The 21,575-nt window shown below is 70.0% G+C and carries 17 protein-coding genes; 11 read left to right on the forward strand and 6 right to left on the reverse strand.

Features of this window, described 5'->3' with window-relative positions; all coding sequences use genetic code 11:
• Positions 1-36 precede the first annotated feature (36 nt).
• The 8 genes from OG598_RS08080 to OG598_RS08115 all read left to right on the forward strand — a co-directional run bounded on the left by OG598_RS08080 (position 37) and on the right by OG598_RS08115 (position 11,646).
• On the forward strand, positions 37-1,026 hold the full coding sequence (locus OG598_RS08080) for an ABC transporter permease (protein ID WP_328653813.1): 990 nt from the start codon (positions 37-39) through the stop codon (positions 1,024-1,026).
• Positions 1,023-1,934 (forward strand): carbohydrate ABC transporter permease, encoded by a 912-nt coding sequence (locus OG598_RS08085; protein WP_328653814.1) that lies wholly within the window; start codon positions 1,023-1,025, stop codon positions 1,932-1,934. Before OG598_RS08080 ends, OG598_RS08085 begins: the two co-directional genes overlap by 4 nt.
• A gap of 55 nt (positions 1,935-1,989) precedes the next feature.
• Positions 1,990-3,627, forward strand: a complete 1,638-nt coding sequence (locus OG598_RS08090) for an ABC transporter substrate-binding protein (protein WP_328653815.1) — start codon at positions 1,990-1,992, stop codon at positions 3,625-3,627.
• Between the two features lie 90 nt (positions 3,628-3,717).
• Positions 3,718-4,407, forward strand: coding sequence for a DUF624 domain-containing protein (locus OG598_RS08095; protein WP_328653816.1), 690 nt, complete (start codon positions 3,718-3,720; stop codon positions 4,405-4,407).
• On the forward strand, positions 4,404-6,437 hold the full coding sequence (locus tag OG598_RS08100; protein ID WP_328653817.1) for a beta-galactosidase: 2,034 nt from the start codon (positions 4,404-4,406) through the stop codon (positions 6,435-6,437). Before OG598_RS08095 ends, OG598_RS08100 begins: the two co-directional genes overlap by 4 nt.
• Positions 6,434-8,572 carry an alpha-glucuronidase gene (locus tag OG598_RS08105; RefSeq protein WP_328653818.1) on the forward strand — a complete coding sequence of 713 codons (2,139 nt, stop codon included), beginning with the start codon at positions 6,434-6,436 and terminating at the stop codon, positions 8,570-8,572. Before OG598_RS08100 ends, OG598_RS08105 begins: the two co-directional genes overlap by 4 nt.
• 309 nt (positions 8,573-8,881) lie before the next feature.
• Positions 8,882-10,222, forward strand: coding sequence for an extracellular catalytic domain type 1 short-chain-length polyhydroxyalkanoate depolymerase (locus tag OG598_RS08110; protein ID WP_328653819.1), 1,341 nt, complete (start codon positions 8,882-8,884; stop codon positions 10,220-10,222).
• Between the two features lie 41 nt (positions 10,223-10,263).
• Positions 10,264-11,646 carry an endo-1,4-beta-xylanase gene (locus OG598_RS08115; RefSeq protein ID WP_328653820.1) on the forward strand — a complete coding sequence of 461 codons (1,383 nt, stop codon included), beginning with the start codon at positions 10,264-10,266 and terminating at the stop codon, positions 11,644-11,646.
• A 174-nt stretch (positions 11,647-11,820) separates the two neighbouring features.
• Here OG598_RS08115 and OG598_RS08120 read toward each other — a convergent pair whose 3' ends face one another.
• Entirely contained in the window at positions 11,821-12,264 is a 444-nt protein-coding gene (locus tag OG598_RS08120; protein WP_328653821.1) for a hypothetical protein, read from the reverse strand.
• A gap of 115 nt (positions 12,265-12,379) precedes the next feature.
• Positions 12,380-13,075, reverse strand: a complete 696-nt coding sequence (locus OG598_RS08125) for a methyltransferase domain-containing protein (RefSeq protein WP_328653822.1) — start codon at positions 13,073-13,075, stop codon at positions 12,380-12,382.
• A gap of 28 nt (positions 13,076-13,103) precedes the next feature.
• Here OG598_RS08125 and OG598_RS08130 point away from each other — a divergent pair, with 28 nt between their 5' ends.
• A complete protein-coding gene (locus OG598_RS08130) occupies positions 13,104-13,511 on the forward strand; it encodes a MerR family transcriptional regulator (protein ID WP_328653823.1) in 408 nt (135 codons plus the stop codon).
• On the opposite strand, the gene sthA is transcribed toward OG598_RS08130, so the two are convergent.
• The 4 genes from sthA to OG598_RS08150 form a co-directional block, all read right to left on the reverse strand.
• Entirely contained in the window at positions 13,508-14,911 is a 1,404-nt protein-coding gene (gene sthA, locus OG598_RS08135) for a Si-specific NAD(P)(+) transhydrogenase (RefSeq protein ID WP_328653824.1), read from the reverse strand. The genes OG598_RS08130 and sthA overlap by 4 nt on opposite strands.
• 53 nt (positions 14,912-14,964) lie before the next feature.
• Positions 14,965-15,987: a fibronectin type III domain-containing protein gene (locus OG598_RS08140; protein ID WP_328653825.1), complete on the reverse strand. Its 1,023-nt coding sequence runs from the start codon at positions 15,985-15,987 to the stop codon at positions 14,965-14,967.
• 294 nt (positions 15,988-16,281) lie between these two features.
• The gene (locus OG598_RS08145; protein ID WP_091399091.1) at positions 16,282-16,920 is read right to left on the reverse strand and encodes a response regulator; all 639 of its coding nucleotides are present in this window, start codon (positions 16,918-16,920) and stop codon (positions 16,282-16,284) included.
• On the reverse strand, positions 16,917-18,119 hold the full coding sequence (locus tag OG598_RS08150; RefSeq protein WP_328653826.1) for a sensor histidine kinase: 1,203 nt from the start codon (positions 18,117-18,119) through the stop codon (positions 16,917-16,919). The genes OG598_RS08145 and OG598_RS08150 overlap by 4 nt, the downstream gene beginning before the upstream one ends.
• A 146-nt stretch (positions 18,120-18,265) precedes the next feature.
• Here OG598_RS08150 and OG598_RS08155 point away from each other — a divergent pair, with 146 nt between their 5' ends.
• Both OG598_RS08155 and OG598_RS08160 read left to right on the forward strand, forming a co-directional pair.
• Positions 18,266-19,024, forward strand: a complete 759-nt coding sequence (locus OG598_RS08155; RefSeq protein WP_328653827.1) for an ABC transporter ATP-binding protein — start codon at positions 18,266-18,268, stop codon at positions 19,022-19,024.
• Positions 19,021-21,552, forward strand: coding sequence for an ABC transporter permease (locus OG598_RS08160; RefSeq protein WP_328653828.1), 2,532 nt, complete (start codon positions 19,021-19,023; stop codon positions 21,550-21,552). Before OG598_RS08155 ends, OG598_RS08160 begins: the two co-directional genes overlap by 4 nt.
• Positions 21,553-21,575 lie beyond the last annotated feature (23 nt).

Below are 21,575 nucleotides of genomic sequence, written 5' to 3' on the forward strand. Positions count from 1 at the left end.
CGGCGGCGCCGCGCCGTGGCGTGATCGAGGCCACTGATGACATCCACCCTGCGGCCACCGCCTCCGGCGCCGCCGAGCTCTCCGCAGCTGGCGCAGAGCCCTGCCCCGCGCTCGCCACGACGCCGTCGCAGTTGGCGCCAGGCGCTGCGCCGGGACTGGCAGCTCTACTCCCTCGCCATCCTGCCGCTGTTGTTCTTCCTGGTCTTCCGGTACCTGCCGATGATCGGCAACATCATCGCGTTCCGTCGGTTCAAGCCGGGCGGCAGCATCTTCGGTGAGTACTGGGTCGGGCTGCGCTACTTCCGGATGTTTCTCAACGACCCGACGTTCTGGGAGGTGTTCACCAACACCCTGGTGCTCGGGACGCTGACCCTGCTGTTCTGTTTCCCGCTGCCGATCGTGCTGGCGCTGCTGCTCAACGAGGTCCGGGCCCGCCGCTTCAAGCGGTTCGTCCAGTCAGTGTCGTACCTGCCGCACTTCCTGTCGATCGTGATCGTGGCGGCGATGGTCATGCAGTTGACCTCGATCGACGGCACGGCCAACCAGATCGTCGGCCTGTTCGGTGGCGACCCGGTGGCGTTCCTGCAGAAGCCCGAGTGGTTCCGCACCATCTATGTCTCGTCCGAGGTCTGGCAGACCGTCGGGTGGGGCACGATCCTCTACCTCGCCGCCCTCACCACCGTCGACGAGGACCTGTACGAGGCCGCCCGGATCGACGGCGCCGGCCGGCTGCGGCAGACCTGGCACGTCACGTTGCCCGGCATCCGTCCGACGATGGTGACCCTGCTGATCCTCAACATCGGCAGCTTCCTGGCCGTCGGGTTCGAGAAGATCCTGCTGCTCTACAACCCGTTGACGTATCCGACAGCCGACGTGGTCTCCACCTATCTGTTCCGGATGGGCTTCCAGTCGAGCAACTTCAGCTACGCGGCCGCCATCGGCCTCTTCGAGGCGGCGATCGGGCTGATCCTCGTCCTGTCGGCGAACGTCATCTCCCGTCGCACTGTGGGGACGAGCCTGTGGTGACCCTCGGTACGAAGATCGACGCCCCGAAGACGCGCGGGCCGGTGGACAGTCGCGGTTACCGGATCTTCCGGGTGGTCAACGCGATCGTCCTGCTCGGGGTCGTGGTCGTGACGTTGTATCCGTTCCTCAACATCGTGGCCCGCTCGCTCAGCGAAGAGGCGTACATCATCGCCGGCAAGGTGACCATCGTCCCGCGTGGGTTCGACGTGACCGCGTACAAGCTGGTGATGTCCGACTCGCTGTTCTGGACGAACTATCGCAACACGCTGGTGTACACGGTGGTCGCCACGCTCATCTCGATCGTGCTGACCACGTGCTACGCGTACGTGCTGTCCAAGCCGCAGCTCAAGGGCCGCGGGGTCCTCGTCGGCATCGCGCTGTTCACCATGTTCTTCTCCGGGGGCCTGATCCCCAACTACGTGCTGGTCACCAGCCTGGGAATGAAGAACACCATCTGGGCCGTGGTGATCCCCAACGCCATCAGCGTCTTCAACCTGCTGGTCATGAAGGCGTTCTTCGAGAGCCTGCCGACCGAGTTGGAGGAGGCTGCGGCGGTCGACGGGTTGAACACCTACGGCATCCTGCTGCGGATCGTGCTGCCGCTGTCGAAGGCGATCATCGCGACGATGGTGCTCTTCTACGCGGTCTCGTTCTGGAACTCGTGGTTCACCGCGTTCCTCTACATGGACCGGCAGGATCTGCTGCCGGTCACCGTGTATCTGCGCAACCTCATCGCGGGTGCCACCGACGCACAGCAGTCCGGCGCCGCCGACGCCGACGTCGTGCAGGCCGCGGCCACGCTCCAGGCCGTGACGATCGTGCTCACCACACTGCCCATCCTGGCGGTCTACCCCTTCGTCCAGAGGTACTTCGTCTCCGGCGTGATGCTCGGCGCGGTCAAGGGATGACGCCGGGCGCTGCATCGCATCACCTCCGTTACCCCCACCACCGAAAGGACGAGCCATGCTCCACAAGACGTGGCGCCGGGTGGCGATAGCCACCGCGGGTGTGCTCGCGCTCAGCCTCACCACCGCCTGTTCCGAGGACCCCGGTGAGTCGACCGACCTCTCCGAGAACCGGGTCGGCGCGATGGCCAACTACGGCGTCGGTGACCAGTTCAAGGCCACCGAGGCGCTCTCGTTCTCCACCCTCTACAACAACCACACGTTCTATCCACTCAAGGAAGACTGGCTGTTCTGGTCGGAGCTCACCAAGCGGACCAATGTCAAGATCGATCCGGTGGCCGTGCCGCTGAGCGACTACGAGCAGAAGCGCAGCCTGCTGATCGGCGCCGGAGACGCTCCGCTGATCATCCCGAAGACGTACCACCCGCAGGAGGACGCGTTCGTGTCCTCCGGGGCGATCCTCCCGGTGAGCGACTACCTGGATCTGATGCCCAACCTCAAGGAAAAGATCACCAAGTGGAACCTCAAGCCGGAGATCGACAACCTGCGGCAGTCCGACGGTAAGTTCTACCTGCTGCCCGGCATGCACGAGAAGCCCACGCAGGACTACACGGTCCTGGTGCGCACCGACATCATGCAGGAGCTCAACCTCCCCGTCCCGAAGACCTGGGACGACCTGTACACCGTGATGAAGGCGATGAAGGCGAAGTACCCGAACGTCTACCCGTACTCCGACCTGTTCAGCAAGCCCAATCCGACCGGCGCTCTGCTGAACATCCTCGGCTCGGCCCACGGCACCCAGGCGGGTTGGGACTACCAGCACGCCACCTGGGACCCGGCGGCGAAGAAGTTCGTCTACACCGGCGCGTCCGAGCAGTACAAGCAGATGGTCACCTACCTGCACAAGCTCGTCGCCGAGGGCCTGCTCGACCCGGAGAGCTTCACCCAGACCGACGACCAGGCCCGCCAGAAGCTCGCCAACGGCAAGTCCTTCATGGTCACCGGCAACGCGCAGACGCTCGTCAACAACCACCGGCCCGACCTGGCCAAGACCCTGCCGAACGCCAAGATGGCCAAGATCCCGCTGCCGATCGGCCCGGCCGGGGAGATCAACCCGTTCCCCCGGCTGGAAAACGGCATCATGATCTCCTCGAAGGCCCGGGAGAGCAAGAACTTCGTCGCCATGATGCAGTTCATCGACTGGCTGTGGTATTCGGACGCCGGCATGGAGTTCGCCCGCTGGGGCGTCGAGGGCACCACCTTCACCAAGGACGCCTCCGGCAAGCGCTCGGTCACCCCGGAGGTCGACGTCCTCGGGCTCAACCCGAAGGCCACCAAGCACCTCCAGAAGGATTTCGGCTTCTACAACGGCGTCTTCACGTACGGCGGCACCCCGGACCTGGTCCGTGGATTCTTCTCCCCCGAGGAGTTGGAGTTCCAGAAGGTGATGGACGCTCGCAAGCCGAGGGAGGTCCCTCCGCCGCGCCCGTTGACCGACGAGGAGCGCGAGCAGGTGTCGCTCTGGGAGACCCCGCTGAAGGACTTCGTCACCCAGAACACGCTGAAGTTCGCCCTGGGGCAGCGTCCGCTCAGCGAGTGGGACGCGTACGTGGCCGAGCTGAAGGCCAAGAACTCCGACCAGTACATCGACCTGGTCAACAAGGCGTATGAGCGGTTCCAGAAGAACAACGGCTGATCGACGGGGGTCCGGTCGGGCGGCCTGTCGCGGCCCGACCGGACCCCCCGGCGACCATGGATCAGCCTGAGTCGACCGGAGGGAGCGAGCGTGAGTGGCGCGACTCAGACCCGGCGACAGTTCGGCGACGGACCACTGTCGCGGATCACCTCGCGCGTCTACATCCTGCTCGTGGTCGAGTTGCTCCTGCTGCTCACCACGTTGCCCGCCCTGCTCCCGCTGCTGGTGCTGGGCCACGATCCGAGCAACCTGCCGCTGGCCGCGCTCCTCCTGGTACCGGTCGCCCCGGCGATCTCCGCCGCCCTGTACGCCCTGCGCCACCAGCGAACCGACCTGACCGACCTGCGCCCGGCCGCCCTGTTCTGGCGTGGCTACCGAGCCAACGCGCTCGGCGTGCTGCGCGTCTGGGTGCCGACGCTGCTGTGGCTGACAGTGCTCGCCGTGAACCTCGCCTACCGCGGCGCGGTCGGCCTGTCGAGCTGGTGGGCGGTGCCGCTGCTGCTGATCGGTGTGGGCGTGACGCTCTGCGCGGCCAACGCCCTGGTGATCACCTCGCTGTTCGACTTCCGCACCCGCGACGTGCTCCGGCTGGCCGTGCACTTCCTCGTCCGTACCCCCGGTGTGGCCGTGGGCAACGCCCTGCTGCTGGCCGCGGCGGCCGGGATCACCGCGGTCTTCTCCGAGGCGGTGTTGATGCTGCTGGCGTCGATCGCGGTCCTGGCGTACGTGCGCATCAGCGACCCGATGATCCACCTGATCCGGAAGGAGTTCACCGCATGAGCCTGCCCCTCAGCGCCAAGGTGCCCTTCGGGGGCGACTACAACCCGGAACAGTGGCCCGAGGACGTGTGGAAGCAGGACTACCGCCTCTTCGACAGCGCACGGATCGACCTGGTCACCCTCGGGGTGTTCGACTGGGCGCTCACCCAGCCCGCCGAGGACACCTACGACTTCGCGCTGCTGGACAGGATCGTCGAGCGGGCCAGTGCCGAGGGACGCGGGATCTGCCTGGCCACCGGCACCGGTGCCCACCCACCGTGGTTGGCGAAGGCGTACCCCGAGGTGACCCGGACCGACTTCGAGGGCCGCAAGCACCGCTTCGGTCAGCGACACAACTCCTGCCCCAGCTCGCCGGTCTTCCGCCGGCTCTCCACGGAGCTGGCCCGCCGGGTCGCCCGCCGCTACGCCGACACCCCGGCGGTGCTCGCCTGGCACGTCGGCAACGAGTACGGCGGCGCCTGCTACTGCGCGCTGTGCGCGGCCGGCTTCCGGAACTGGCTGCGCCACCGCTACGGCACCCTCGACGAGCTCAACGACGCCTGGTACACCACCTTCTGGTCGCACACCTTCACCGACTGGGACGAGATCGAGCCGCCGTCGGCGCTGACCGAGCACTGGCACGGCCCGGACCACACCGCGTTCCCGGGCATCACACTGGACTACCTGCGGTTCACCTCCGACGCGATGCTGACCAACTTCCGCGACGAGAAGGCGGCCATCCGGGAGTCCAGCCCGACGCTGCCGGTGACCACGAACTTCATGGGCATGTACCGGCCGATCGACTACCACCGCTGGGCCCCTCATCTGGACTTCGTCTCCTGGGACAACTACCCGCCCGACGACGGGTCGGCGGCCCGGATGGCGCTGACCCACGACCTGATGCGCGGGCTCAAGGACGGCCAGCCGTTCTGGCTGATGGAACAGACCCCGAGCTGCACCGCGTGCCGCGACGTCAACCCGTTGAAGCGCCCCGGTCTGATGCGGCTGTGGAGTTGGCAGGCCGTGGCGCACGGCGCCGACGCTGTGCTCTTCTTCCAACTGCGTGCCTCCCGTGGGGCCAGCGAGAAGTACCACGGTGCGGTCATCGGGCACGCCGGTCGCTCCGACACCCGGGTGTTCCGGGAGGTCGCCGAGCTGGGCGCCGAACTGGAACGGCTCGGCCCGGCGTCACTGGGCGCGCGGACCCCGGCCCGGGTGGCGCTGCTGTTCGACTGGGACAGCTGGTGGGCGTTGGAGCTGTCCGACGGCCCGTCCCGGCTGGTCCGCTACCAGCAGGTCGTGCTCGCGTACCACCGGGCGCTCTGGGACGCCGGTGTGGACCTGGACGTCGTCGCGGTGACCGCCGACCTGTCCCGCTACGACGTGGTCGTGGCCCCGGCCCTGCACCTGCTCAAGGGTGACCTGCCGCAGCGGCTGGAGGCGGTGGCGACGCGCGGCGGGTCGGTGCTGACCACCTACCTGTCCGGCCGGGTGGACGAGAACGACCAGGCGTTCCTGATGGACGTGCCGGGCCCGCTCGGGCAGCTCATGGGCGTCCGGGTCGACGAGTGGGACGCCCGCGGCCCGGAGGTGGTCAACAGGGTCCGCCTCGGCGACGGCGCCGATCAGCTCGACGTCGACGCGCGGCTGCTGTTCGAGCTGGTGATTCCGCAGGGCGCCCAGGTCATCGGCATCTACCAGGCCGACTTCTACGCGGGCACCCCGGCGGTGACCCGCAACTCCTTCGGCGCCGGCGACGCCTGGTACGTGGCCGCCGGACTGGACCAGGCCGGGGTGTCCTGGGTGGTGCGGCTGGTGCTCGCCCGCCACGACCTGCTCGGGCCCTACCCGGACGTGCCGGACCTGGAATCCGCCGTGCGGGTCGCGGCGGACGGGTCGCGGCTGCTGTTTCTGCTCAACCACCGCGCCGAGCCGGTCGAGGTGACCGCCCGGACCGGCGGCGTCGACCTGCTCACCGGCGACCGTACGGCGCCCGGCGGTGCCCTGCGGCTGCCGGCGTACGGGGTTGTCGTGCTGAAGGAGGACCGGTGAACGCCGAAGAGTCGGTGGAGTTGGAGCAGCTGATGTTCGTCGAGGAGCCGATGGACGGTGACGAGCCGCGCGTCCACCCGGCCTGGCTGCCTCCGGAGGCGTTCCGTTCGCTCGGCGCGCGCCGCGTCCTGCTGCACGGGGAGGGGTTGCTCGTCGACACCGTCCTCAACGAGGTTTCACGCGCCTGCGCCCGTTACGGCGGGCGGGTGTGGCACTCCCCGTCCTGGGACGTCGACGTCGACCTCGTGCTCGCCCTGCGCGACGGCGGTGAGCTGCCCAACCCGGCGGTGGAGGCGGCGCGCGCAGCCGGCGAGGCGGCGCTGGTCGAGCTGGGCGACGGCGGCACGCTCGGCGACGAGGGCTTCGTGTTGGCGCGGGCCGGCGACGTCACAGCGGTGCTGGCCGACGCGCCCGCCGGCCTGCTGTACGGGCTCTTCCACGTGGTCCGGCTCTGCGCGGCGGCCTTCGACCCGGCCCGACCGCCGGAGCGGCACCGGCCGGCGCTGCGCCGACGAATGCTGAACCACTGGGACAACGTGGCCGTGCACCCGGTGATGGGCCAGGTCGAACGGGGGTACGCGGGCGGCTCGATCTTCTGGCAGGACGGCCGTCCGCGCGGCGACCTGGCCCGGGTACGGGAGTACGGGCGGCTGCTGGCCTCCTGCGGGGTCAACGCGATCTCGGTGAACAACGTCAACGTGGCCCGCACCGAGGCGCTGCTGCTCACCGAACGGCTCGGCGACGTGGCCGAGATCGCAGACGCGCTGCGCCCGTACGGCATCCGGGTGCACCTGTCGGTCAGCTTCGCCGCGCCGGTGGCCCTCGGTGGCCTGCCGACCGCCGACCCCCTGGACGAGGCGGTGCGGGTCTGGTGGGCCGCTACCACCCGGCGGGTGTACGACCGGATCCCGGACTTCGGCGGTTACCTGGTGAAGGCCGACTCGGAGGGGCAACCCGGCCCCTTCACGTACGGCCGCGACCACGCCGACGGGGCGAACCTGCTGGCCGAGGCCCTCGCCCCGCACGGGGGAGTGGTGCACTGGAGGGCGTTCGTCTACAACCATCACCAGGACTGGCGGGACCGGTCCACCGATCGGGCCCGGGCCGCGTACGACCACTTCGCCCCGCTCGACGGGCGGTTCCGCACCAACGTGGTCGTGCAGGTGAAGTTCGGCCCGGTGGACTTCCAGACCCGCGAGCCGGTCTCACCGGTGCTCGCCGCGATGCCAGCGACCCGGCTGGCGGTGGAGTTGCAGGTCACCCAGGAGTACACGGGCCAACAGCGGCACGTCTGCCACCTCGGCCCGTGGTGGAGTGAGGTGCTCGGCTTCGCCCCCTGGGGGCCGGGCGGACGGACGATCGCCGACGTGGTCACCGGGGGGTCGGCGGCGGGCGGCGGGATGGTCGCCGTCGCCAACGTCGGCGACGACCTCTTCTGGACCGGGCATCCGTTGGCACAGGCCAACCTGTACACGTTCGGCCGGCTCGCCTGGGACCCCCGGCGGGACCCGACGGCGATCCTCGACGAGTGGATCACGCTGACCTTTCCGCCGTCGGCGACCGCCGACGCGGAGCTGGTGCGGCGGACCCTGCACGAGATCATGGACGACTCGTGGCGCACGTACGAGCGCTACACCGCCCCGCTGGGCGTCGGCTTCATGGTCAACCCCGGCGACCACTACGGTCCCGGCGTCGACGGGTACGAGTACACGCGGTGGGGCACCTACCACTTCGCCGACCGCGACGGCGTCGGCGTGGACCGCAGCCGCGCGTCGGGCACCGGCTTCGCCGGCCAGTACCCGCCGCACTGGGCGGACGTGTACGAGTCACCCGAGACCTGCCCCGACGAGCTGTTGCTGTTCTTCCACCACGTGCCGTACGGCCATGTGCTGCACAGCGGCTCGACAGTCATCCAGCACATCTACGACACCCACTTCGCGGGGGTCGAGGAGGTGACGGTGATGCGTCGGAAGTGGCAGACGTTGACCGGCATGATCGACCCGAGCGTGTACGAGCGGGTCGCCGAACGCCTCGACGAGCAGGTGCGCTGCGCCACCGAGTGGCGCGACCAGATCAACACGTATTTCTTCCGCAAGTCCGGGGTGCCGGACGAGCGAGGGCGGGACATCTACTGAGCGGCGGGTGAGGCGCGGCCTGGCCACCCGGTCGGGCCGCCCTCGTGCCGCGCCCCGGCCGGCCTGGCAGGTTTCGAAAACGTCCCGATAATTTATCGCCACCCATTGCCCCTGATCATGCCCGTCGATGCCTATTGCTGCGCAGGTGACCGCCAGAACCCTTGTGGCGAAAGGTTTCCGGAAGTCTTGACAATCGAGTGTGCTCGATCGAAGCTGACATGGTCACGCGAGCCGCGGTCAAGGTCGGGCGAAGGGCAGTCCTCGACTTAAGTCCCCTTCCACGCGCCTTTTTCGCAAGGGATCGCGACGATGACACTGAAGACGAGAATGCTTGGCGTCGTCATGGCGGCCGTGACACTGGCCGCCGCCGCGTTGACGTTCGCCACTCCCGCGTCGGCGGCGACGCTCACGCAGGTGACCAACTTCGGCACCAACCCCACCAACCTGCAAATGCACCTGTACGTCCCGGACCGGGTGGCGACCCGACCGGCGATCCTCCTGGCCATGCACTACTGCACCGGGACGGGCCCCGCGTTCCACTCGGGCACCCAGTACGCCTCCCTCGCGGACCGGTACGGGTTCATCGTGATCTACCCGTCGGCCACCCGCAGCAGCAAGTGCTGGGACGTCTACTCGCCGCAGGCGTTACGCCGTGGCGGCGGCAGCGACCCGGTCGGGCTCATGTCGATGGTCGACTACGTGCGGCAGCGCTACTCCGCCGACCCCGCGCGGATCTTCGCCACCGGCACCTCTTCCGGCGCGATGATGACCAACGTCATGCTGGGCGTCTACCCGGACGTGTTCGCGGCGGGCGCCTCGTTCGCCGGGGTGCCGTTCGCCTGCTTCGCCACCGGCGGCACCTCGGAGTGGAACAGCCAGTGCGCCAACGGGCAACTCATCCGTACCGCGCAGCAGTGGGGTGACCTGGTCCGGGAGGCGTACCCCGGCTACACCGGCACGCGACCCCGGATGCAGATCTGGCACGGCACCAACGACGAGACGCTGCGCTACCCGAACTTCGGCGAGCAGGTCAAGCAGTGGACCAACGTGCACGGGCTGAGTCAGACGCCGACGTACACCGACTCCCCGCAGTCCGGCTACACGCGCACCCGGTACGGCAGCAGCGGCCCGATGGCGCCGGTCGAGGCGATCAGCATGCAGGGTGTCACGCACAACCTGCCGGTCGACGCCGCGCAGGTGATCCGCTTCTTCGGGCTGGACGGCACCCCACCGCCGACCACTCCGCCCCCGACGACTCCGCCCCCGACGACGCCGCCCCCGACGACGCCGCCCCCGACGACTCCGCCGCCGACCACGCCGCCGCCGACCGAGGGCGCCTGCCGGGTCGGCTACACGGTCAACGCCTGGAACAGCGGCCTCACCGCGAGCGTCGCCATCACCAACACCGGTGCCACCGCCGTGAACGGCTGGGCGCTGACCTTCACGCTGCCCACCGGGCAGCGCATCACCAGCGGCTGGAACGCCCAGTACACCCCGGCGAGCGGTGCGGTGACCGCCCGCAACGTCTCCTACAACAACACCATCGCCCCGAACGCGTCGGTCGAGATCGGCTTCCAGGCCACCCACGAGGGCGGCACCGGCAGGCCCACGTCGTTCGCCCTCAACGGTGCCGCCTGTTCGGTGTCCTGATCTTCCCTACCCACCCCACCACCCTCAGAAGGAGTCACACGATGAGAAGTACGAGATGGAAGGCGGCGTCCAGAGCCGCCATCGCGCTGGCCGGCGCGGGCGCCCTTGCCGCCGGCATGGCGCTCTTTGTGACGGCACCCGCCTCCGCCGGTACGACGCTCGGCGCGTCCGCCGCCGAGAAGGGTCGGTACTTCGGCACGGCGGTGGCCGGGTTCAAGCTTTCCGACAGTGCGTACACCACGATTTTGAACCGTGAGTTCAACATGGTGACCGCCGAGAACGAAATGAAGATGAACGCCACCGAGCCGCAGCAGAATCAGTTCAGCTACGGGGCGGCGGACCAGATCGTCAACCACGCGCGCAGCCGCGGGATGAGCGTGCGGGGCCACACCCTGGCGTGGCACTCGCAGCAGCCCGGCTGGATGGAGAGCATGAGCGGCACCGCGCTGCGGCAGGCGATGCTCAACCACGTCACGCAGGTGGCCACCCACTTCCGCGGTCAGGTCGTGGCGTGGGACGTGGTGAACGAGGCGTTCGCCGACGGCAGCTCCGGAGGCCGTCGCGACTCCAACCTCCAGCGCACCGGCAACGACTGGATCGAGGCGGCGTTCCGGGCGGCACGTGCCGCGGATCCGGGCGCGAAACTCTGCTACAACGACTACAACACCGACAACTGGACGCACGCCAAGACCCAGGGCGTCTACAACATGGTGCGCGACTTCAAGGCCCGTGGCGTGCCGATCGACTGCGTGGGCTTCCAGTCGCACTTCAACAACGAATCCCCGTACGTGAGCAACTACCGCACCACGCTGTCGAGCTTCGCGGCGCTCGGTGTGGACGTGCAGATCACCGAGTTGGACATCCAGGGCGCTTCGGCGAACACGTACCGCAGCGTCGTCGAGGACTGCCTGGCCGTGGCCCGCTGCAACGGCATCACCGTGTGGGGCATCCGCGACAGTGACTCCTGGCGAGCCTCGCAGACCCCGCTGCTGTTCAACAGCAACGGCTCGAAGAAGCCCGCGTACGACGCGGTTCTCGCCGCGCTGAACAACGGCACCACGCCCACGGACCCGCCCACCGATCCGCCGACCGATCCGCCGACCGATCCGCCCACGACTCCGCCTCCGGGCCCGGGTGGCTGCACGGCGACGGTGTCGGTGAACCAGTGGACGGGTGGCTTCGTGGCCACGGTGAAGGTGACCGCCGGTTCGTCGGCCATCAGCGGCTGGACGGTCGGCATCGGTCTCCCGTCCGGGGCGACGGTCACCAACGCGTGGAACGTCAACCGCAGCGGTAACACCGGCACTACCAACTGGACGAACGTGGCGTACAACGGCCGCGTCGGCGCCGGACAATCCACCGAGTACGGCTTCCAGGCCAACGGCACCGCCGGCACCCTGAGCCCCACCTGCTCAGCAAGCTGAAGCCCCACCGGCCGGTGCGGAGGCGGCTCCCGCCCCCGCACCGGCCCACCCCAGCCCCCTCCAGCCCCAGCCCTTGGTGATCAAGAGGTTTGCGTCATCCTGCCTGGCCTGTCATGACGCAAACCTCTTGATCACCGGGGTGGGCGGGGGGACAGGGGAGGGGAGGGGAGAGGGTCAGTCGCCGGAGAAGCCCCAGAAGTAGATTTCCTCGGGCTTGCCCTCGGCGTCGTGCACTACCGCGCAGCGGCCGAACCACCTCTGCTCGGCCAGCCCCTCGATCGCGGCCAGGTGCTCGCGGGTCAGCCGCTCGGTGCCGGCATGGCGCAGTGCCTCGGCGGCGCTCACCGGCTCGACAGTGCCGAATTCGGGCCGTTCGCCCTCGTCGAGGACTCGGTAGACGTCGAGGATGGAATGGGTGCCCGATTCCTGCACCCATTCGTCGTCGAACAACTCTTTCATCGTGGCGGGACGGTTGGGATAGTCGCTCGCCGAGTTCGGTGTCTCACCGCGGGCCCACCAGTAGTTACCCTCGGCGAAGACCTTGTCCCGCAGCGCGTCCAACGCCGCGTCCAGGTCTGGCTGATACGCGACGAAGTAGCTCCACCCGGATGCGCCCACCACTGCCTCTTTCCTCAACGTGTCAACAGTGCCGGCACGGTAGCGGGCAGCACCGACATCGCGACCGACGCGTGCGCGCGGCGTCATCGTGCCGAACCCGCTTCGCCGCCTCGATCTAAGCCTGGGCGGCGACGAGGAACATCGGCACGGCGACGAGGATCCGGTTCGAGCGGGCGCGCTCGGTCTGCTCGGAGAGCCAGGTCTCCTCGTCGGTGATCCGTTTCAACACGCCGAGCGCGGTGTCGTCGGTGAACACAGCCGTGTGCACCTCGACGATCGGGTCGGTGAACCCGGCGTCGAGCAGCAGGTTGCGATACCTACGGGCAACGCGCGGCGACGGCAGCGTGTCCGCCTTCTCGTGGACCAGTCGACGGGTGGTTGCCGGGTCGTCCGAGTCAATGGCGATCAGGTCCCAGTCCTGGCCGAGCAGCACGGCTCGGCCGCCCGGTGCGAGCACCCGCCGGGCCTCGGCCACGGCTCGCGTGGGGTCGTCGAGTACGTGCAACACCTTGTCCGCCCGGTAGTAGGTGACCGACCCGGTCTCCAGCGGCAGCTCGGTGACGTCGCCGACATGGAACTCGCCGGCCGGCCAGCGCTTGCGGGCGACGGCGATCATCTCGGGATCGAGGTCGACGCCGACCGCGTGGGCTGCGCGGTTGGCCAGTTCGACGACAGCGCGGCCACTGCCACAGCCAGCGTCGACGACGGTTCGGCCAGTGAGGTCGCCGAGCAACTCGTAGGAGCGGGCGCGCAGTTCGACGGCCGCAGGCTCGCTCTCGATGGCATCGAGGACAGCTAGAAGACTGGACATGCCCGCCATGCTCGGACTTAATGTCGACATGAAGTCAAGCACGATGACGATCGGCGAAGTGGCCGACCACTTCGGCCTGCCGGCGCACGTACTGCGGCACTGGGAGTCGGTGGGCCTGCTCTGCCCCGCCCGGGTCACCGGCGGTCGTCGCCGCTTCACCCGCGACGACCTGTTCCGGGTGGCCTCGATCCTGCGCGCGAAGCAGGCCGGCCTGTCGCTGCCGGACATCCGGGCGTTCCTCGCCGCAGGCGACCCCGCCGGCCGCAAGGACGTGCTGCGCCGCAACCACAGCGCGCTGCTGGCCAGGATGGCGGCGCTGCGGTCGGCGCTCGATCTGTTGGAGGCCGGGCTGAACTGCTCACACGAGGACGTCTCGACCTGCCCGAACTACCGCAGTCAGTTGGCGGAGCTGGTGGAGGTCGGAGGTGGTGACTAGCCGTCGATGCGGACGATGTTGCGGATCTTGTTGGACGCGTCCAGGGCGGCGACCTTGTACGCCTCGGCCAGCGTCGGGTAGTTGAACACCGCGTCGACCAGGTAGTCGATAGTGCCGCCGCAGCCCATCACCGCCTGCCCGATGTGGACGATCTCGGTGGCGGCGGTGCCGAACACGTGCACCCCGAGCAGTCGGCCGTCGTCGGGGGAGACGAGCAGCTTCAGCATGCCGTACGAGTCGCCCACGATCTGACCCCGGGCCAGTTCGCGGTAACGGGCGATGCCCACCTCGAACGGTGTCGAGCTTTCGGTGAGCTGCGCCTCGGTCTGCCCGACGAAGCTGATCTCCGGGATCGTGTAGATGCCGATCGGTTGCAGGCCGTGCATCTCCCGGATCGGCTCGCCGCACGCGTGCTGCGCGGCCAGCCGGCCCTGCTCCATCGAGGTGGACGCGAGCGCGGGAAAGCCGATCACGTCGCCGACGGCGTAGATGTTCTCCACCGCGGTGCGGTAGTTGGCGTCCACAGTGATCCGGCCGCGTCGGTCCGCCTCCAGCCCGGCCGCCTCCAACGCCAGGTCGTCGGTCTGACCCTGCCGCCCGGCCGAGTACATCACCGTGTCGGCGACGATCTTCTTGCCGCTCTTGAGGATGCACAGCGCCGCCGTCTGGTGCTTCTCCACTGCGGCGACCTCCTCGCCGAAGCGGAACGCCACGGACAGGTCGCGCAGGTGGTACTTGAGAGACTCGACGACCTCGTCGTCGCAGAAATCCAACATCCGCTCGCGGCGTTCCACCACCGTCACCTTGGTGCCGAGCGCGGCGAACATCGAGGCGTACTCCATGCCGATCACGCCGGCGCCGACCACGACCATGCTGCGGGGTACGGCCTGAAGGTTGATGACCCCGTCGGAGTCCACGATCGTCCGGTCGTCGAAGTCGACGCTGTCCGGGCGGGCCGGGCGGGTGCCCGCGGCAATGACGATCTTGTCGAAGGTCACCTTGGACTCGCGGCCGGAGCCGCCATCGACCCATATCGAGTGCGCGTCGGCGAAACGCCCGGTGCCGGTGATCATCGCGACCCGGTTGCGGGCCAGTTGATTGCGGATGACGTCGGTCTGCCTGGTGATCACGTGCTGGGTCCGGGCCGCCAGGTCGCTGACCGTGATCTCGTCCTTGACCCGGTAGCTGCTGCCGTACAGGTCCCGCTGACTCAGGCCGGTCAGGTAGAGCACTGCCTCCCGCAGCGTCTTGGAGGGCACGGTGCCGGTGTTGATGCACACCCCACCGATCATGTCGCGGCGGTCCACGATGCCGACGCGCCTGCCGAGCTTGGCGGCGGCGATCGCGGCCTTCTGACCGCCGGGTCCGGAGCCCAGCACCAACAGGTCGTAGTCATACACAGGCGTTAGCGTCGCAAGATGTCGCGGCCGGCGCCAGACCCCGGAGTCGAGCGTTATTCGTCTGCCATGGTGCAGAGGCCGCCGTTCAGCGTGATCTCCTCCGGCAGTTGCGTGCCGGAGGCGACGAGCCCCAGCGAGACCGTGCCGCCGGGCGGGATCACCGCGTTGCGAGCGGTGTCGCGCACCCGCAGGTAGCTGTTGTTGACACGGTCGACGACCTTCGCGCCCCAGATGCCGTGGACCTGCTGGCTGGCCCAGAACCGCCACGTCATCGTCCACCCGTCGACCGCCGTGGCACCGGTGTTCTCGACGACGAGGTGCGCCACGAAGCCGTCCGACCACTGCCGCACGTCGGACCGGACCACGCAGCTCGGCGGTGGCGCCAGGGTGGTAACCGTGACCGGCGCGGACAGGGGGGACAGGTGTCCGACCTCGTCGCGGGCCTGCACCACGAAGGTGTACGTGGTGTTCGGCGTCAACCCGCCGATCTGGGCACTGTTCACGGGCGGGTACTGGTAGACCTCACGGACCCGGGTGAGTGTGCCGCCGGCGTCGACCCGGAACACCTCGTACCGGTCGAGCGCGACGTTCTCCACCGAGTGAGCCCACCGCAGCCACACCTGTGTGGCGGCGACGTCGTACGCCACCGGTTGACCCGGCGCGCTCGGCGGTTGATCGTCCCCCGGTGGCATGGTCAGCCGCAGGGACGGGTTGGACACCGAGCTGTTGCCGGCCGCGTCCAGAGCCCACACCGAGAAGGTGTACGTGCGCGACGGCCGCAGGTTGGTGATCCGGATGCTGTTGGTGTCCGTCGAATACTGGGCGCCGGAATCCTCGAATCGCGCGCCGACCGGGTAGCGGACCACGCCCACGTTGTCGGTCGAGGCCGCCCAGGTCAGCTCGACCGAGGTGGTGTCGATGGCGACGACGGTGATCGGGCCGGGTGCGGTGGGCCGTTCGGTGTCGTCGGCGGCGTACGCCGGTGTCGCGCCGGCGGCGACGAGGGTTGCCGTCAGTGCGCACGCGACCAGCGCGGCGGCCTTCGACCGGATTCCTCGACTTCGACGTTCGCGCACGATGAATACCCCCGGATCCGGCCGCCCACCGCTTCCACCAATCCACTACCGTCGATACTAGGTCACTGTGGTTCGGCAGGCTGCCCCGCCGGGCTCGGCCGCCGACCTCGACGCGCAGTCGCCCCAGGGCTGGTGGATGGTGTGCCGCTCGTTGCCTTTGGAGCTGAATCGTCTACGACATCGGTGGCCACCGGTGCCGCTGATTCGTTGACGACATCAGCTCCAAAGGCAACGAACAAGACACCAACCCGCCCGCGAGCCCCGCCCGCGAGCCGCCGCCCACCAGAGCACGACCTAGCCGACGAGGCGGCGTTCCCAGGCCCAGGCGGCGATCTCGACGCGGTTGCGGGCCTTGAGTTTCATCTGCACGCTCGCCAGGTGGGTCTTGACAGTGCCCACGGCGATGAAGAGCTGGGTGGCGATCTCGGCGTTGGTCAGGCCCCGGGCGACGAGCTTCACCACGTCGAGTTCCCGTGGCGACAGGCCACCGTCGTCGCGCGCCGGGGCCGGCGAGCTGAGGTGCTCCAACAGCCGTACCGTGATCGAGGGGCTGATCAGCGCGTCGCCGGACACTGCCGCGCGGACCGCCTCCACCAGCAGGGCCGGGCCGGAGTCCTTGAGCAGGAAGCCGCACGCGCCGTTGGAGAGCGCGGTGTGCACGTACTCGTCGAGGTCGAAGGTCGTCACGACGACCACCCGGATCGGGTCGGCGACGCCCGGCCCCGCGAGCAGCCGCAGCGCCTCAAGACCGTCGAGGCGGGGCATCCGGATGTCCAGCAGCACCACGTCCGGGCGCAGGCGTCGAGCCAGTTCGACGGCCTGGACGCCGTCGGCGGCCTCGCCGACCACCTCCATGTCCGACTGGGCGCCAATGATCATGCCGAAGCCGGTCCGGACCATGGCCTGGTCGTCGGCGATCAGGACCCGGATCACCGCGTCACCGCCACCTGGAGCGGGAACGCCGCGTCGAGCACCCAGCCCCCGGCGACGCCGGGCCCGGCGGTGATCGTGCCGCCGAGGGCGCGTACCCGCTCGGTGAGGCCGATCAGGCCGAAGCCGTGCCCCCGGGCCGGCGCGGTCCGCGGCGACGCGCCGTCGTCGGCGACCCGGATCAGCAACCAGTCCGGGGTACGCCGCACCGCCACGTCCACGGACCGCGCGTCCGGCGCGTGCTGGCGGGTGTTGGTCAGCCCCTCCATCACCACCCGGTACGCCGACGTCGACACCTCCACCGGCAGTCCGTTCAGGTCGCCGTCGACGTGCAGTCGAGCCGGCGCGTTCGCCGCGCCGTTGAACCCGGTCAGCAGCGGCTCCAGCTCGGTCACCCCGGCCAGTGGCGCCAGCGGCGCGTCCGGCGGGGCGTCCGGGTTGCGCAGGATGCCGACCATCCGCCGCATCGAGGCCATCGTCTCCGCGCCGGCCCGCTCGATCTGCTCCAGGGCGACGATCACCCGTTGCGGGTCCTGCTCGGCGACGAACCGGGCACCCTGCGCCTGCACCACGATGCCGGTGACGTGGTGGGCGATGAAGTCGTGCAGGTCCCGGGCGAACTCGGCACGCTGCTCGGCCCGGACCAGCGCAATGGCCCGCTCCCGGCCGGCGGCCATGACGCGCAGGTAGAGCCCCACCCCGGCGGCGCCGGCCGCGGCTAGCACCTGGAGCAGACCGAAGATCACCAGCAGGTTCTCGGTGCCGACGCGCAGCGGCATCGCGGCGACGGCGAGCCCGGCGGCCACCGCCGCCCACGGGGCGAGCCGCGGCGCGCCCCAGCGGGCCACCACGAAGACCACGCCGATCAGCCCGGCCGACTCGGCGAGCCCCCAGGTGCGGGCGAGCATGATGCCGCCGCCTCCGGAGAGAAGCACCATCCCTGCGGTCACGGCCAGTGAGGCGGTGGCGAGTGCCAGCGCGGCCAGCGGCAGCCGGCGGGAACCCAGCCGGTGCACCGGCAGCCACAGCGGCACCGTCGCCACCGCCAACCCCATGGGCACCAGCAGGAGCAGAAGAGTACCGATGCCGGTGTCATCCGCCGTGCTGGCCGCAAAGTCGAAGAGGGCGAGCAGGCCGAAGGCCACCAGCCCGGCCGCTTGGGCCAGGCGTACCCACAGACGTCGAAGATCCGGCGTGCTCATGGTGACCCAGCGTAGCCAGCCGGCTGGAGGTGGCGGATCGGCCAAAAGGCAGACCCGGCACCGGCGATACCTGGCCCCGGACCGATGCGCCCACCCGCCGGTGACGGCGACGCTTTCCGGGTCACCACGCAGCCACTGGAGGAACGATGACAACCCACGCCCCGCCGGAGACCAGCCACGCCGCGGTCGCCGCGGTCGACCTGGTGAAGGTGTACGGCAGCGGCGACACCGCCGTCCGTGCCCTGGACGGGGTCTCGGTCGGCTTCGGCCGGGCCGAGTTCACCGCGATCATGGGCTCGTCCGGGTCCGGCAAGTCGACACTGATGCACTGCCTCGCCGGCCTCGACACGGCCACCTCCGGTCGCGTCCTGCTCGGCGGCACGGAGCTGACCGGCCAGTCGGACCGGACGCTGACCCGGGTACGCCGAGAGCGGATCGGATTCGTCTTCCAGTCCTTCAACCTGTTGCCGCAGCTCACCGCCGCGCAGAACATCACGCTGCCGCTGGACCTCGCCGGTCGGCAGCCCGACGCGGAACTCCTCGCGCACCTGGTGCGGGTGCTGGGCCTCGGCGACCGCCTGAACCACCGGCCCAGCGAGCTGTCCGGCGGCCAGCAGCAGCGGGTGGCGCTGGCCCGGGCGCTGGTGGCACGGCCGGAGGTGGTCTTCGCCGACGAGCCGACCGGCAACCTCGACTCCCGCTCCGGCGCGGAGGTGCTCACCATCCTGCGCGACTCGGTACGCGACCTCGGCCAGACCGTCGTCATGGTCACCCACGACCCGATCGCCGCCGCGTACGCCGACCGGGTGGTGCTGCTCGCCGACGGTCGGCTGGCCGGCGAGATCGACAAGCCGAACCAGGTGTCGGTCACCGACGCCCTGCGTGACCTGGCGACCAGCCGATGAGGGCGACGGTGCTGCGTACCCAGACGACCGCCGCGGCCCGGCGGCCCGGCCGGCTGATCCTGACCGGCCTGGCGATCCTGGTCGCGTCGTTCGTCGTCTTCGGCACCGTGCTGGTGCAACAGATCACCGAACGGACCGTGCGGGACAACCTCAGCGGCACCCCGGCCGTCACCGATCTGGTGATCGGCAGCGTCGACGTGCCGCCACCCACAGTGACCGACGTGCGGCAGGTCCGAGCCGTGCCCGGGGTGGCCGAGGCGGTGGCCCGGGTCTCGACCGGGGTCTCCATCGGCGAGGGGTACCTCAACCTCCAGTCCGATCCCGGCACCGGCCCGCTGACCACGGTCCGGGTGATCGAGGGCAGCTACCCGGATCAGCCCGGCGAGATCGCGATCACGCCGCGTACCGCCGAACGGCTCGGGCTGTCGGTCGGCACCACCACCAGCGGCACGGGCGGTGAACTCACCACGCCCGCCCCACTCACAGTGACCGGCCTGGTGGAGAGCAGCGCCGACGCCGGCTACGACGCGTACGCCCCGGACAGCGCCGTGATCGCCTGGGCGCGCCTGACGACTGTGGAGCGCGTCGACGTGCGGGTGGCCCCCGGCACCTCGACCGACGCGGTCCGCCAACGGGTGACCGCGGCGGTCGCCGGCCAGCCGATCCGCTCCGGCGCCGAGGTGCGCGAGGCCGAGGCACAGGCGGCGGCCCAACAGGTAGGGAAACTCTTCATCCTGGTCGGCATGTTCGTCTCCATCGCTGTCGTCGCTGCCGCGCTGGTGGTCACCTCGACCTTCCGCATCGTCTTCGCGCAGCGGATGCGGCAGCTCGCGCTGCTGCGGGCGGTCGGCGCGAGTCGGGCCACCCTGGTGGGGGCCCTGACCGCCGAGGGCGCCCTGACCGGGCTGGTCGCCGGTGTCGTCGGGGTCGCCAGCGCCATCACCCTCGGGTACGCGCTGCCGGCGATTTTGCGCGCCACCGGCCACGCGGTCTCCTCGCCGGGCCTGCCACTGGCGGAGGCGGTCGCCGTGGTGATCGGCGCCGTCGTGATCACCGTGCTGGCCGTGCTGGCACCGGCGCTCTCCGCCGCCCGGGTCTCCCCGCTGGAGGCACTGCGGGCGGCGAGCACCACCGCCGGCCGCCGCGGCATTGGCGTGCTGCGTCTGGTCTTCGGGCTGCTCCTGGCCGTCGGCGCGATCCTGGCGGCGGTCGGGACGATCAGCCAGTTGCCGAAGCCGGAGCAGTCGGACTACGACCCGTCGATGCCGCTGCTCCTGCTGGTCGGGTCCGGCGCGTTGGCGTTCTTCGCGCTGGTTACCCTCGGCCCGCTGCTGGTGCGCCCGGTGCTGGCCGTGGTGGGTTGGCCGCTGCGCCAGCTCGGGCCGCTCGGGCGGATGTCGGTCGGCGGGATCGGCGGGGCACCGCGTCGGGCCGCTGCCGTCTCCGTCGTGGTCGCCCTCGGCGTGACCCTGATCTCCGGGGTGGTCATCGGCGGCGCGTCGTTGCAGATCCTCGCCGACCGCGAGATGGCGCTCTCGGCCCCGACCGACTTCGAGGTCACCAGCAACGGTGGGACGCTCCCGCCGGCCGTCGTGACCCGGGCCGAGGCGGCGCGCGGCGCGCTGGCGAGGGTGGTGCCGTACCGGATGGTCGGTGACGCCACGCTGCTGCGCGGCGCGGACAAGCTCGGCGACGTCGAGGACGGTTATCCGACCAGCGACCTGGACCTGGCTGCGTTGCCGAGCACCGGCGCCCTGGACGTGGCCCAGGGCACCCTGACCGATCGTGGGCCCGGCCGGATCGTGCTCAACAGCTGGGTCGCGCGGGACGCGGGTCTGCGGGCCGGCGACACTGTCACGCTCGCCGCCGCCACCGGCCGGGTCGACGTGCGGGTGGCAGCGGTCCTGCCCGGTGACGGGCCGCTGCAGGCGGGCATCCTCGCCGATCCGGCCGACCTGGACCGGCTCGGTGTGCCGGCCGCGTACACCGGTCTGCTGGCCGACGCGGCCGGCGCCGGCGAGGACGGTCGCACCGCCGGCGTGCGGGCGCTGCGGCAGGCGATCGGTGGCAGCGACGGGGTGGGCCTCGCGGTGCTCGCCGACGAACGGGACCGCAACGACGCGTTGGTGCGCACGCTGGTCTGGATCGCTGTCGGTCTGGTCAGCCTGACCGTGCTGATCGCTGTGGTCGGCGTGGGCTCCACGACCGCTCTGTCGGTGGTGGAGCGGGTACGCGAGTCCGGGTTGCTCCGGGCGATCGGGCTGTCCCGGACCGGCCTGCGCACCATGCTCACCGTCGAGTCCGGTCTGTACGGGGTGATCGGCGCGACAATCGGCCTGGTGCTCGGCATTCCGTACGCCTGGTTGGCGGTCCAGACCCTCGGGATCGAGGCACCGCTGACCGCGCCGCTGCTGCCGCTGGCCGGGCTCTTCGTGGTGCTGGTCGGGCTGACCGCGCTGGCCGGGGTGCTGCCGGCCCGTCGGGCGTCGCGGGTCAGCCCGGTGGTGGCGCTGGGGGCCGACAACTGAGCACCGTCGTGGGGTGGTGCCGC

Source organism: Micromonospora sp. NBC_00330 (genome assembly GCF_036136635.1).
GTDB lineage: Bacteria > Actinomycetota > Actinomycetes > Mycobacteriales > Micromonosporaceae > Micromonospora > Micromonospora salmantinae.